Below are 13,569 nucleotides of genomic sequence, written 5' to 3'. Positions count from 1 at the left end.
GCGCAGGCACAGGCACAGGCACAGGCACAGGCACAGGCACAGGCACAGGCACAGGCACAGGCACAGGCACTTGCGCCTGCGCTACTGCTGCGCAAGCGAGCACTGCCGCCGCAACTGCGGCGCGGCGGCGTTTCATTGCTGGCCCTCCGGGCGGAAGCGGCCAGCAATTTCCGGCAGCACGGCTTTCACTTCGCGTTCGACCATGCGTGCGAAGTAGTCCGCGCCTTTGGCGCCGAGGTGGGTACGGTCGAAGGCAGTCTTGGCAGGGCCTTGCGGCTCGGTCGCAGCCATGCCGGCGGCTGCAGATGCCGCAGGCGCAGGCGCTGGGGGCGCCACTGCCGTTGTTGCTGTCGTTGCGGCCATCGATGCCGCTGTCGTTGCTGTTGTCGTCGCGGCCGCCGGTACAGTACCAGTTGCAGGTAGCACTGCGGCTGCGGGCAAGCCGTAACCCGTGGGGCGCGGCACGACCGCCAGCGTATCCGCCTCGTCCTGCCCCATGGCCTGCACGGCGGCGACACTGTCCGCGTTCAGGTCCAGCAGCGGCGCGTGTTCTTGCGCGGCCACTTTGCGGATCACGTCCGCCCATGGCTGAAGGTTGTTCTCAAGCACACCGTTCTTGAAGGTGCGGCGGGTCAGGGGCGTGACCAGCACCGGCACCCCGCCCAGCGCTTTCACTTCCTGCGCGTAGCGCGCCATGTTGGCGGGGAATTCGGTGGCCAGATCGGTCGATCGGCCAGGCTTGCCCGGCTGGTCGTTGTGGCCGAACTGTATCAATACATAGGTTGCGCGGTACGCGGCGGAACCGCGCAGCAGGCCTTGCACTTCGTCCCAGCGGCCTTCGGCGCGGAAGCTGCCTGAGCTGCGTCCGCCGCGCGCCAGGTTGATGCAGGTGTCGCCGCGCACGATGCGTGCGCACAGCGCGTCGCCATAGCCGCTGTTGCTGGCCATGGTCGAATCACCGACGAGAATAAAACGCACGGGCTTGCCGTCGTCCGCCATCGCCACCGGCGCCGCCGCCACGAGGGCGGCGGTAGCCAAGGCCAGGGCCGCAGCGGCCCTGGCCAGGCGACGGGGACCAGTTTTCACATTGCTGGCCATCGTCGATTTCCTATCAGAAGTTGTAAGTCGCACGCAGGTTGAACGAACGTCCGATCGGGCTGCCCGCGCTGCTCAGGTAGCCGAAGGAATAGCCACTGTGGTTGGTCACCGGCGGGTTGCTGTCGAACAGATTGGTGACGCCGGCGACGAGCTGGATGTTCTTGAAGCCCTTGTACGAGGTGGTCAGATTCCATACCTTATACGAATTGATGTCGCGCCAGTACTGTTGCGCCACCAGGTTCTGGTCTTCGTAGCCCGAGTTGTAATTCTGCGTCAGTTGCGCCGCCCAGTCGCCCTTGCTCCAGCCCAGTTTCAGCGTGTGCTTCCAGCGGTAGGTGATGATGGGGAAGCTGCTGGTGGTGCCATTGCTGGCCAGGCCGAAGCGGCCCACGTTCGAGACGAATGGGCTGTCGCTTTCCAGCTGGTTGTCGAACTGGGTCAGGTAGGTGCCGTCCAGCTGCACCTTGAAGTTACCCGCTTCCGTGCGCGGCAGGTCGTACGTCGCCGAGATGTCGATGCCGCCCGCTTTCTGGCCGCCCAGGTTCATCGTCACGTTCTTGATGTAGTTGATGGTGCGGTCCGGATTGCGCACGATCAGCGACTGGTACTTGACCGGGTCCAGGAAATACACCTGTTCCGGCAGGTTGGCCAGCATATCCTTCATGCGGATGTTCCAGTAGTCGACCGACACCGTCAGCGACTTGACCGGTTCGACCACGAAGCCCAGCGTGTAGCCGCGCGATTTTTCCGGCTTCAGGTCCGCGTTGGAGCCGACCTGTTTCGGCAGCGCCACATTGCACACTTCCGAGGAAACGAAGCCGGCCAGCGCGGTGCCGGTGCCGGCCACGCCCGGCTTGCCGCCAGGGCAGAGCATCGGGTCGTCCCACTTGGCGTTGGTCTTGCCGGTGGCGCCGGGCAGGCGGTAGCCGTAGGCGTCGAACAGGGTGGGCGCGCGGAAGCCGGTGTTGGCCGAACCGCGTAACATCAGCTGCTTCGACGGCTCGTAGCGGAAGCTCGCTTTCGGGTTGAAGGTGTTGCCGAAGTCGCTGAAGTAATCGTCGCGGGCCGCGAAGTTCAGGTTCAGGTTCTTCGACACCGGCACGTCCAGCTCGGCGAACAGCGCGTAGACGTTGCGCGCGCCGTCGCCGTGCGAAGCGGTCGAGTTGAGATAGGTGACCGAATTTTGGATCGCCAGCTTGTCGTCGCGCGTGGTGTCGCGATGGATGTCGGCGCCCAGAGCCAGGGCCAGCGCGCCGCCCGGCAGCTCCATCAGCTGGCGGCTGGCGTTGAGGTCGATGCCGGTGAAGGTGGAGCGCGAGTCGCGGTTCTTCTGGCCGTCCACCGAGATGCTCTTCAGGTAGTCCAGGCCGGTCGCGTCCTGCAGGCCGAAGGGATTGAGCTTGCCTTGTTTCAGGCCGTCCAGCAGGCCCTGGCCGGTGAAGAAGCCGTTGTCGTAGTAGTTCTCGCGGTCGCTGACGCCGATCACCAGGCCGGTGCGGATGTCCCACTCGCCGAAGCGGTTTTCGTCGGCCACCGAGATGCGCTGGTTGACTTGCTTGTCCTTCTGCACGGCCACGCCGTAGTCGGCCACGGCCCAGGTCACGGTCAGCGGTTCGCCTTTCAGGCCGGCCACGGCGGGTACGCCGCCGCTGGCGCCCGGATACCATTTGCTGCTGCCCGGCAGGCTGGCGCTGACGCCGCCGACCGCGACCGCGTTGGTCGGGTTGCGGGCCGAGAGGATGGCTTCCTGGCCGCGCATGTAGTCGATGCTCAGCGTGTGGTCGTCATCGAAGCGCTTGGTGCCGCGCGCGTAGAAGGTGAGCTGCTCGTTTTCATGCAGCGCGGTGCCGTATTCGTTGGCGTTCAGGATGCAGGTGTTCTTGGCGCCGACCACCGAGTAGGGCGCCGCGCAGCCGGCCGAGAAGTAGGGGTTCTGCGCGTTCTTGTTGGTGGCGGTGGTGAAGTTGGCCGGCATGGCGTTGCCGCCGCTGCCCAGGGTGGGCGGACGGCCAAGTTCGGTCAGCAGCGCGTTCGAGCTCAGGTCGGCGCGGTCCTTGGCGGCCAGGCGGCTGCGGCGGTGCGCGTCCACGGTGGCGTAGACGTTCCAGCCGTCCTTGGCCAGGCTGCCCTTGCCGACGGTCAGCGTCAGGCGCTGTTCGTCGCCGCCGCCGCTTTTCTCCGGCTGGATGTATTGCGCGGTGACGGACGCGCCTTCGAAGTCGCGCTTGGTGATGAAGTTGACCACGCCGCCGATGGCGTCCGAGCCGTAGATGGAGGAGGCGCCGTCGCGCAGGATTTCGACGCGCGACAGGGCGCTCATCGGGATCACGTCCAGGTTGGCGTAGCCGTCGGCGATGGCCTCGTTGGCCAGGCGGCGGCCGTTCAGCAGCACCAGGGTGCGGTTCACGCCCAGGCCGCGCAGGTTGATGTTGGTGCCCGAACCGGCGTTGGACGGCGCCAGCGAGGCCGATTGCGGCAGCGCCATCATGACGTCGGCAAGGGTGGTCATGCCGCGTTCGGCGAATTCTTCGGCCTTGATGGTGGATACCGGCAGCGCGGCTTCTGTGGCCAGGCGCTTGATGCTGGAGCCGGTCACTTCCACCCGCTGCATCTCTTGCGCGGTGGCGGTGTTCATCAGTGCCAGCACGGCGAGCGTGATGGACGAGAGCAGCAGGCGCGGCTGCGCTTTGTCGAAGTTGTTCATGAAGCTATGTCTCCTAGTATTTCAAACGTAGTGATGCGCCGCGCATGGTGCGCAGCCGCAGGTGGAGCACCTCGCGTGCTCCGTGCCGTTGCGAGGAGGGCAGCACCTGCACGAAGGAAGGGCGGCCTAGCTCGCGCCGGTCGATAATTCTGGTTTGCAGGGTGCTGCCCTCTGCGGGGCGGCTATCCCCTTGAGAATGTCCGGGTCACCCGTTCCAGGTGGGACCGCATGGCTTTCCTGGCGCCTGCGGGGTCGCGCGCGGCAATGGCCTCCAGGATGCGACGGTGGTCTTTCAGCGTTTCCAGCCGCAGTTCCTCGGTCTGGAAATGCTCTTTCAATTTGTGCCACAGGCGGCCGCGCTGGTTCCACAGGTAATCCAGTCCGCCCACCAGCGCGCTGTTGCCGGTGGCGCGCGCGATGGCCAGGTGGAAGTTGCGGTCGGCCTGTTCATTGCTGGCCTTGTTGGCGTGGCTCGCTTCCATCTCCAGCACCGCCCGCAAGATCTCGTCGATATCGTGCGGCGTCGCGACGCGCGCGGCGATGGCGGCGATTTCGGCTTCGAACAAGCGGCGCGCGGCCAGCACTTCGAAGGGCCCCGGCCCGCCCTCCGGCAGCGCGATGTCGCCATCCGGCACTTCGCTGACATAGACGCCCGAACCGCCGCGCACCTCGATCACGCCGCCCAGCTCCAGCGCGATCAGCGCTTCGCGCAGCGAGGCGCGGCTGACACTGAGCTTGATGGACAGGTCGCGCTCGGACGGCAGGCGTTCGCCGCCGGCGATGCCCTCGTCGGCGATCAATTGCTGGATGCGGTCCGCCACCACGCGGTAAAGGCGCGGCTCGTGGCTGCCGGCTTCCGGGGTTGAGGTGGTTTTTTTCTGGCTCAAGGGATGTCCCGCTGTGTCTGTTTGGTCAGACCATTCTAAGGTGGTCTGACCAAATAATCAATCTGGACTAGCCAAATTTTTTTTTCTCTGCCATACTGAATTGGACAGCAAGTAACCTACAAGGACGTAAAAATGACGACAGAGCCGAGCGCGAACAGCCCGCGCTACATCCTCATGCATGAGAACGACAACGTGGCCATCGTCGTCAATGACGGCGGTTTGCCGGCGGGCAGCGTGTTTCCAAGCGGATTGACGCTGCTGGAAGCCGTGCCCCAAGGACACAAGGTCGCGCTGCGTGCATTCGCCAAGGGCGACCCGGTTATCCGGTACAATGTAACTATTGGTAATGCATCGCGCGACATTCCGGCGGGCAGCTGGATCGCCGAGGCGCAAGTGGACATGCCCGCCGCGCGCGAGCTGACCGGCTTGCCGATCGCCACCGTGAAGCCGCCGCCGCAGGATCCGCTGGAGGGCTACACCTTCGAGGGCTACCGCAATCCGGACGGCAGCGTCGGCACGCGCAACATCCTGGCCATCACCACCACCGTGCAGTGCGTGGCCGGCGTGGTCGAGCATGCGGTGCGCCGCATCAAGGCCGAGCTGCTGCCCAAGTATCCCAACGTGGACGACGTGGTCGGCCTGGAACACAGCTATGGCTGCGGCGTCGCGATCGACGCGCCCAACGCCATGGTGCCGATCCGCACCTTGCGCAATATCAGCCTGAACCCGAATTTCGGCGGCCAGGCCATGGTGGTCAGCCTCGGTTGCGAGAAGCTGCAGCCGCAGCGCCTGTTCCCCAAGGGCTCGATCCCGATCCAGAACGGCGGCGGCGCCGATCCCGCGCTGGTGTGCCTGCAGGACCAGGGCCACGTCGGTTTCCAGTCGATGATAGATTCCATCATGAACACGGCCGAAGTCCAGCTGCGGGTGCTGGACCAGCGCCGCCGCGAAACCGTGCCGGCGTCGGAACTGGTGGTGGGGGTGCAGTGCGGCGGCAGCGACGCCTTCTCCGGCGTGACGGCCAATCCGGCAGTCGGATTCGCCACCGACCTGCTGGTGCGCGCGGGCGCCACCGTGATGTTCTCGGAAGTGACCGAAGTGCGCGACGGCATCGACCAGCTGACCTCGCGCGCGGTCAACGCCGACGTGGCGGCCGCCATGATCCGCGAGATGGAGTGGTACGACCAGTACCTCAAGCGTGGCGGCGTGGACCGCAGCGCCAACACCACGCCGGGCAACAAGAAAGGCGGCTTGTCGAACATCGTTGAGAAGGCCATGGGCTCCATCGTGAAGAGCGGCAGCGCGCCGATTTCGGGTGTATTGTCGCCGGGCGAGAAGCTGACGCAAAAAGGCCTGATCTACGCGGCCACGCCGGCCAGCGATTTCATCTGCGGCACGCTGCAACTGGCGGCCGGCATGAATCTGCACATCTTCACCACCGGCCGCGGCACGCCTTACGGCCTGGCCGAGGTGCCGGTGATCAAGGTCGCCACGCGCAACGAACTGGCCGCGCGCTGGCACGATCTGATGGACGTGAACGCGGGCCGCATCGCCAGCGGCGAAGCGAGCATCGCGGACGTGGGCTGGGAAATGTTCCGCCTGATGCTGGAAGTGGCCAGCGGCCGCAAGACCTGGGCCGAACAGTGGAAGCTGCACAATGCCCTGGTGCTGTTCAATCCGGCACCAGTGACCTGATTGCCTGTATCATACGACATCGTACAACTGCAGCTGAGGGAACAGACATGAGCAAACCATTTAAACGCATACTGCTGACCGGGGCGGCCGGCGGCCTGGGCAAGATCCTGCGCGACCGCATCAAACCATGGGCGGACGTGGTGCGCCTGAGCGACATCGGCGACATGGGCGAGGCGCGCGAAGGCGAGGAAATCGTCAAGTGCGACCTGTCCGACAAGCCTGCCGTGCTGGCGCTGCTGGAAGGCGTGGACGCGGTGCTGCATTTCGGCGGCATCTCCACCGAAAGCAATTTCGAAGCCATCATGAGCGCCAACATCCACGGTACTTACAACCTGTATGAGGCCGCGCACAAGGCGGGCACCCGGCGCATCATCTTCGCCAGCTCCAACCACACCATCGGCTTCCACAAGGTGACCGAGGTGCTGGACGCGGACAGCCCGACCCGCCCGGACAGCATGTACGGCATCAGCAAGGTGTTCGGCGAGCAGCTGGCGCGCTACTACTTCGACCGCACCGGCATCGAAACCGTGTGCCTGCGCATCGGCTCCTCTTTCCCCGAGCCGAAGAATCCGCGCATGATGCGCACCTGGCTGAGCTACGACGACCTGGTCGAAGCACTGCGCTGCTCGCTGATGGCGCCGCGCGTGGGGCACGCCATCCTGTACGGCCAGTCGAACAACGAAGCCGTCTGGTGGGACAACAGCAAGGCCGCCTTCATCGGCTTCAAACCGAAGGACAGCTCGGAGCAGTTCAAGCACCTGTTCCCGGACACCGGCGCCTACCCGGACAAGGACGACGCGGCCACCCTGTACCAGGGCGGCGGCTTCGTGATGGACGGTCCGCAGTACATCTGACGTAGCCGCTTACCGTATCAGCGCCACCTGCACGCCGACCACCATGGCGTTGTAGGCGGCGTGCACCAGCATGGGGGCCAGCAGCGACTTGCTGCGTTCATAGGCCCACGCGGTGCATAGTCCCAGCACGAACACCGGCAGCATGGCCAGCGATGGATGCACGATGGCGAACAGCGCGGCGCTTGCCGCCGCCGCGGGCAGTGCTCCCGCCAGGCGCCGCAGGCCGCCGAAAATCAATCCCCTGAAAATGAACTCCTCGAACAACGGCGCGGCCAGCACCGTCAATGGCAGGACGAGGTGAATGTGGCGCGGCGCGTGACGGGGCCACCATGGCGTGTCACGCAGCAGCCACAGATAGGCTGCGCCGAAGGCACAGGCGGCGACAGCGCCCAGCAAAGCATGGCCTGCGGCCGCGCTCAATTTCCCGTTCAGCAGAGCCGGCACGCCGATGGTCTTGTGACGCCAGTACAGGTAGCGCACCAGCGCGTACACGGTGGCGCCCGCGACGACGAAGGCGACCACGCCGGCTTCAGGCTTGCCGCGCGGGCCTCCCAACATCATTCCCACCAAGCCTTGCAGCACGAAGAACAAGGTGGCGGCGATCAGGCCATCCGACAGCGCCACCCTGGCCGGGGGCGCGGCGGCGGGGTCGAGCAGGTAGGGCAGTTCGTCGTGGGCTTTTTGCCACAGCGCCAGCGCGAGCGAGGACGTGAGGATGATGATGGACAGCGTTTGCGTCCATTCGGGCGCATACAGTGCGTAGGTGTACAGGCTGCACAACATCATGTACAGGTAGGCATAGGCGGGGCGCACGCGCGACTGCGCGTCCTGCGCTTGCGGATTGCTGGCGAAGACCCCGAGCGAGACGGCGATCAGCGCGTAGACCGGTATGCCCGCCATGACGATGGCCGCGTAGGCCAACAGGCGCCAGTTGAAATCCGGCGTGTAGTACAGGCCGATGGCGAACACCAGCAAGGGGTACAGCGCGGCCAGCACGCCCCACAGCTGGGCCTTTTCTTTCAGCAGGCTGCCGATCGGGCGCGGAAAGGTGTACAGCATCCACAGCGCGTGGCCTTCGGTGTTGATGGCCTGGAAGGCCGACAGCAGCAGCACGTAGCTGCCGATGCCGAAGCCGATGGCGGCCATCAGCTGCTGGTTCTGGCCCAGCAGCGTGACGCTGGACAGCTGGCCGCTGACCAGCAGCTGGCTGACGATCAGCACCACGGGAATGAGCAGGCTCTGGGCCAGGAAGTTGCGGTCGCGGCCGAGCAGCAGCAGTTCGCGCCGCTGCAAAATGGTGCCGAGGCGCCAGGGACGCCAGGCGCGCCAGGCGCCCCGGCGCGGCGGTGCGCCCGCCGCTGCGGTCCCCGCCGCCGCCGCGACAGCCGCACCGGATGCGGCGGCCGGCCCGGTCGGCCCTTCATCGCCGGCCACCTTCATCGCCGCCGCCACGTGCAAGCCGGGCACCGATACGGCTGCGGCGCACGTCAGCGCGGCCTCGGCCGCGCGGCCAGCTAGTGCCGCCTTCGCGTTGCGGCCCGCAGCTTCGCGCGCGCCGGTCGCGACCACGCCGTGGCGCAGTTGGCGGTGCAGCAGCGCCATGCCGGCCGCCAGCAGCGCGGCCGTTTGCACCAGCAGCAGCGCCACCGCCAGGGCGGCGTTGGGGGCGGCGTGCGCGGTGAGTGCCTGCACGGCCAGGCCGGGCGGCGTCCACAAGGTCCACGCCGGGAAGGCGCGCGCCCAGTCCAGCGTGAAGGAATTGTTGGACCAGATCGAAAACGAAATCCCCGCATACATCAGCGGCATGCTGAGCACGGAAGCCAGGGCCTGCAAGTTGCGCAGTTGCGACGGCGGCAGCGACAGGCGCAGGCCGGTGTCGGCCAGGGTGCGCATCAGCGCCGCCAGCATGAGCAAGGGCAGCGCCACGGCTGCACCGAGCAGCGGCGAGACCGGGCCGTGGTTACCGAACCACGCCAGCACCGTGCACAGGGGCCACAGCGCCAGGATGCCGATCGGGTTGGCCACGCTGCGCTCCAGCAGGCGCGCCCACAGCAGCGTGGCGCGCTTGACCGGCAGCGTCACCAGCCATTCGAGGTCCCAGTCGGCCTGCGCCATTTCATGGCTGCCCAGCGGCAGCAGAAAGCTTACCAGCCACATCAGCAGCAACATCAGTGTCATGGCGGCGGCCAGCGCGGGAGAGAATTGCGCCGCGTGCAGCTGCGCGCCCGCCATCTCCTGCATGCGCTCGGCCGACTGCCTGGCCAGCACGGCGGCGCAGGCGGACGGCATATCGAGCTTGCAGTGCAGGTTCAGCAGCGATGTTTTCGACAGCGTGGCAAAGCTGAACAGCATGCCCAGCCCCACCGTCGCGCCCAGTAGCCAGCGGCTGCTGCTCTTGCCGCGCGAGGCGGCGCGGCTTTTGGCGTTGGCGGCCTTGCCGAAGCGGATCGCCGACGTCATGTTCAACAGGCGCAGCAGGCGCAGGCGCGCCAGCAGCCATATGGCGCGGGCGGGCGAGCGGCCGTTCATTCGGGAGCGCCGGCTTCGTCGGTGATCTTCAGGAAGACATCTTCCAGCGAGCTGTCGGCGTGGGCTGCGCCGCGCAATTCGGCCAGCGTGCCGCTGGCCACCAGCGCGCCGCGATGGATGATGCCGACCCGGCTGCACATGCGTTCGGCCATGTCCAGCAAATGGGTGGAGATGAAGATGGTGGTGCCCTGCGCGGCGGCGGCCAGCAGGCGTTCCTGCACGTCGCGCGCGGCGCGCGGATCGAGGCCGTTGATCGGTTCGTCCAGCACCAGCACTTTCGGGTTGTGCACCAGCGCGCAGGCCAGGCCGAGCTTCTTCTTCATGCCCAGCGAGTAGTTCACCGCGAACTCCTCGGTCACGTCCTCCAGGCCCAGTTCGCGCAGCAGGCGGTGCGCGCGGCCGGCCGCTTCCGAGCGCGAAAAGCCGTGCATCTCCGCCACGAATTGCAGGATTTCACGGCCGCGCAGATAGTCGTAGAAAATCGGCGTGTCTGGCAAGTAGCCCACGTGGCGCTTGACCTCCGCCGCGTCGGCGCGGCAATCGAGCCCGTTCACCAGCACCCGCCCGGCGCTGGGCACCAATATGCCCATCAGCATGCGGATGGTGGTGGTCTTGCCGGCGCCGTTGGGGCCGAGGAAGCCGAACACTTCGCCGCGCGGCACCGTCAGCGATAGCGGTTTGACGGCTTCAAAGCCGTTGTAGGATTTGGATAAACCCTGGAATGCGATCATTGCCGCTGGCTGCCCAGCGCCATGCCGAAGCGCTCGGTGCGCGGCAGCCAATTGCCGACGATGTCGGCCGACACCAGCACCCGTTCGGCGCGGCCGATCAGCAGTTCGCGCGGCACCAAGCCGATGTAGCGCGAGTCAGCGCTGTTGTTGCGGTTGTCGCCCAGCATCAGATAGCGGTCGGCCGGGATGGTGATGGGCGCGAAATCGCGCTTGCTGCTGGCCACCTGCGGCAGCAGCTGGATGCGGCGTTCGCTGGCGCCGGATGTCTCGGTCATCTGCAGCGCCGCCAGCGGGCCGACATGGTCGATCGCCTCGACCGCGTTGACGGGCGTGCTGTAGCCGGCCGGCTGGCCGTTGATGATCAGCTGGTCGTTCTGCATGGCGACCGTGTCGCCGGGCACGGCGATCAGGCGCTTGATAAGACGGGTCCTGTCCAGCGGCGAGGAGAAGGTGACGATGTCGCCGCGTTTGGGTTCGCCCAGGTGCGCCACCACCACGTCGGTCAGCGGCACTTTCAGGTCGAAAGCGAGGCGGTTGACGAATACCACGTCGCCTTCGAGCAGGTTGGGGTGCATCGACGCGGAAGGGATGGGGTTCCAGTCCGCCACGGCGGTACGGAACAGGCCAAACAGCATAAGGAAGGCGATGAAGCCTTTGTTGGCGCGTAACCAGGGTTTCATTATTGTTCTCCGCTGAGTGTGGTGGTGGATAAGTGGTGAAGACATCATCCGGTGCGATTCTTAAACCTCGCTTAGTCCGAAGGCGGCCAGCATCCGGCGCTGTCCTGTCGGCGGCACGGCCAGCGCGCGGCTGTCCAGGTCCTGCTCCACCCAGCCGCGTTTCAGCGCCAGTTGCAGCAGCGCCGCGCCGAGCGCGCCGCCGATGTGGGGCTTGCGTTCGCTCCAGTCCAGGCAAGGGCAGGCGAAGCGCCGGCGCAGCTTGCGCAGCGCCTTGGTATCGACGCCGAGCCGGTCGAAACCCTGTTCGCCGGCCGGCGTCAATTCGTATTCCCTGCCATCGTCCTCGTGCTCCGCCAGCCAGCCTTGCGCCGCCATGTGGTCGTGCAGGCGCACGGCAACCGAGCCGGCCATGTGGTCGTAGCAGGTGCGGGCATGGCGCAGCCGGTCCGGCGTGCTGGGTTTGAACTGCGGGCGTGGCAGGCCGGCCACCACCAGCAGGGCCTCCAGTGCGGCGGCGACGTCGGCGCCGGCCAGCTGGTAGTAGCGGTGCTTGCCTTGTGCCAGCAATTGCACCAGTTGTTCATCCTTCAGCCGCGCCAGGTGGGCGCTGGCGGTGGACGGGCTGACCTCGGCCACCACCGACAGCTCGGTGCTGGTCCGGGCGTGGCCGTCCAGCAGGCAGCACAGCATGCGCGCGCGGGCCGGTTCGGCGATCGCGCCGGCAATGCGGGCGAGGTGGGTGTCTGCATTCATGGTTCGGTCTCGGACGAATTGTGTTGGACTGTTTTTCAGCATACTGCACCCCATCGACATATGCAAAGGAGACGACATGGATGCCATCGCCGCGGTAACGCACCCGGATCCGTACCCGTATTACGCCGTCCTGGCCGCGCAGCGGGGGCTGGTTTATGACCAGCGCCTGAAGCTGTGGATTGCCGCCAGTGCGGCTGCGGTGAGCGCGGTGCTGGCGCATCCGGATTGCCGCGTGCGGCCCATGGCCGAGCCGGTGCCCACCGCCATCGCAGGCGGCAGCGCGGGGCAGGTGTTCGGCGCACTGGTGCGGATGAACGACGGCGAGCGCCACGCGGCGCCCAGGCTGGCGCTGCAGCGTGCGCTGGCGGGACTGGATCCGGGCGTGGTGCATGCACGGGCGAGCGAACTGGCAGCCGCGCTGGGACGCAGGCGTGGCAGCGGCATCACGCACGGCTTCGCCTATGCCGAACGCGGCGAGGCGGGCGCGGGAGCCGGAACCGGCGCGGCACTGCCGGTGGATGAGTTGCGCCAGCCATCTGCATTGTCGGCGTGGATGTTCGCAGTGCCGGTGCAAACCGTGGCCAGCCTGCTCGGCTTCCCGGACGCGCAATTGCCCCAGGTCGCCGCATGGATGGGCGACTTTGTGGCTTGCCTGTCGCCGCTTGCCAGCGAAGAGCGGGTCGGCCGCGCGCACGGTGCGGCGCTGGCGCTGCTGGAACGATTCAAGACGATGCTGCGCGGAGTATCGGCATCCGATGCGCAGGCGGGTAGCCTGTTGGCCGGTGTGCTGGCGGAAGCCGATGCCGCAGGCTGGAACAACTCACACGCCATCCTCGCCAATCTGGTTGGCATGCTGTCGCAGACATACGAGGCCACGGCCGGGCTGATCGGCAACACGGTCGTCGCGCTGATGCGTGAGCCGGCGCAAGCTTGCCTGCCCGCCGCAGCCTTGGTGCAAGGCGTGATGCGGGACGACCCGCCTATCCAGAACACACGCCGCTACACGGCACAAGCCATCGACATCGACGGAGTGAAGATCGAGGCGGGGCAGGCGATACTGGTGCTGCTTGCTGCGGCACGCTGCGGCCCGTCCGCGCACGGGAAGAGCCAGGATGCACCGCTCGGCTTTGGCCATGGGATGCACGCTTGTCCCGGCCAGGCACTGGCGCAAACCATTGCCGCCGCCGCGATTGAGGTGTTGCTGCGGAACGGCGCGCCCGCAGCGCTGGCCTGGTGCTACCGGCCGTCCGTGAACGCGCGCATCCCCGAATTCATCGCAGAACAGGAGAGCGCATGATAGCCGTGATTTTTGAAGTGTGGCCCAAGGCCGAACTGAAGCAGGAATACCTCGACATTGCCGCCAGTCTGAGACCCTTGCTGGAGCAGGTGGACGGCTTCATTTCCATCGAGCGTTTCGCAAGCCTGAGCCAGCCGGGCAAGCTGCTGTCGTTGTCCTTCTTCCGTGACGAGGACGCGATCGCGCAATGGCGGCAACTGGAAGCGCACCGCGCAGCGCAGTCAGCCGGCCGCGCCGCCATCTTCGAAGACTATCGCCTGCGCATTGCCGGCGTCGTTCGCGACTACGGCTTGCAAGAGCGCGCCCAAGCCCCCGCCGACAGCCGCCACCGCCACAAATAA

General features: G+C 66.5%; 11 protein-coding genes. 4 read left to right on the top strand and 7 right to left on the bottom strand.

The window, feature by feature from the left end; translation table 11 throughout:
• Nucleotides 1-132 precede the first annotated feature (132 nt).
• The 3 genes from ACSQ8Y_RS19345 to ACSQ8Y_RS19335 form a co-directional block, all read right to left on the bottom strand.
• Entirely contained in the window at nucleotides 133-1,098 is a 966-nt protein-coding gene (locus tag ACSQ8Y_RS19345; RefSeq protein WP_436268060.1) for a rhamnogalacturonan acetylesterase, read from the bottom strand.
• A 13-nt stretch (nucleotides 1,099-1,111) separates the two neighbouring features.
• Nucleotides 1,112-3,802, bottom strand: a complete 2,691-nt coding sequence (locus ACSQ8Y_RS19340) for a TonB-dependent receptor (RefSeq protein WP_436268059.1) — start codon at nucleotides 3,800-3,802, stop codon at nucleotides 1,112-1,114.
• Between the two features lie 182 nt (nucleotides 3,803-3,984).
• Nucleotides 3,985-4,689 carry a FadR/GntR family transcriptional regulator gene (locus tag ACSQ8Y_RS19335; RefSeq protein ID WP_436268058.1) on the bottom strand — a complete coding sequence of 235 codons (705 nt, stop codon included), beginning with the start codon at nucleotides 4,687-4,689 and terminating at the stop codon, nucleotides 3,985-3,987.
• A 132-nt stretch (nucleotides 4,690-4,821) separates the two neighbouring features.
• Between ACSQ8Y_RS19335 and garD the strand changes: the two genes are divergently transcribed.
• On the top strand, nucleotides 4,822-6,384 hold the full coding sequence (gene garD, locus ACSQ8Y_RS19330; protein WP_436268057.1) for a galactarate dehydratase: 1,563 nt from the start codon (nucleotides 4,822-4,824) through the stop codon (nucleotides 6,382-6,384).
• Nucleotides 6,385-6,431: 47 nt separating this feature from the next.
• Nucleotides 6,432-7,238: an NAD-dependent epimerase/dehydratase family protein gene (locus ACSQ8Y_RS19325; RefSeq protein WP_436268056.1), complete on the top strand. Its 807-nt coding sequence runs from the start codon at nucleotides 6,432-6,434 to the stop codon at nucleotides 7,236-7,238.
• A gap of 9 nt (nucleotides 7,239-7,247) precedes the next feature.
• On the opposite strand, the gene ACSQ8Y_RS19320 is transcribed toward ACSQ8Y_RS19325, so the two are convergent.
• From ACSQ8Y_RS19320 to ACSQ8Y_RS19305, 4 genes are read right to left on the bottom strand one after another with little or no spacing between them, the layout of a single operon-like run.
• On the bottom strand, nucleotides 7,248-9,767 hold the full coding sequence (locus ACSQ8Y_RS19320; protein WP_436268055.1) for a CPBP family intramembrane glutamic endopeptidase: 2,520 nt from the start codon (nucleotides 9,765-9,767) through the stop codon (nucleotides 7,248-7,250).
• A complete protein-coding gene (locus ACSQ8Y_RS19315) occupies nucleotides 9,764-10,498 on the bottom strand; it encodes an ABC transporter ATP-binding protein (RefSeq protein WP_436268054.1) in 735 nt (244 codons plus the stop codon). The genes ACSQ8Y_RS19320 and ACSQ8Y_RS19315 overlap by 4 nt, the downstream gene beginning before the upstream one ends.
• Nucleotides 10,495-11,178: a signal peptidase I gene (gene lepB, locus ACSQ8Y_RS19310; RefSeq protein WP_436268053.1), complete on the bottom strand. Its 684-nt coding sequence runs from the start codon at nucleotides 11,176-11,178 to the stop codon at nucleotides 10,495-10,497. The genes ACSQ8Y_RS19315 and lepB overlap by 4 nt, the downstream gene beginning before the upstream one ends.
• 60 nt (nucleotides 11,179-11,238) lie before the next feature.
• Nucleotides 11,239-11,931 (bottom strand): ArsR/SmtB family transcription factor, encoded by a 693-nt coding sequence (locus ACSQ8Y_RS19305; protein WP_436268052.1) that lies wholly within the window; start codon nucleotides 11,929-11,931, stop codon nucleotides 11,239-11,241.
• 76 nt (nucleotides 11,932-12,007) lie between these two features.
• On the opposite strand from ACSQ8Y_RS19305, the gene ACSQ8Y_RS19300 reads away from it, so the two are divergent.
• Together ACSQ8Y_RS19300 and ACSQ8Y_RS19295 are read left to right on the top strand one after the other, a co-directional pair.
• Nucleotides 12,008-13,228 (top strand): cytochrome P450, encoded by a 1,221-nt coding sequence (locus ACSQ8Y_RS19300; RefSeq protein ID WP_436268051.1) that lies wholly within the window; start codon nucleotides 12,008-12,010, stop codon nucleotides 13,226-13,228.
• Nucleotides 13,225-13,569, top strand: a complete 345-nt coding sequence (locus ACSQ8Y_RS19295) for an antibiotic biosynthesis monooxygenase family protein (RefSeq protein WP_436268050.1) — start codon at nucleotides 13,225-13,227, stop codon at nucleotides 13,567-13,569. Before ACSQ8Y_RS19300 ends, ACSQ8Y_RS19295 begins: the two co-directional genes overlap by 4 nt.

The organism is Pseudoduganella sp. LjRoot289 (assembly GCF_964252925.1).
Taxonomy (GTDB): Bacteria; Pseudomonadota; Gammaproteobacteria; order Burkholderiales; family Burkholderiaceae_D; genus Rugamonas.
The sequence above is the reverse complement of the archived record's forward strand: the minus strand, read 5'-3'. Positions and strand labels throughout refer to the sequence as shown.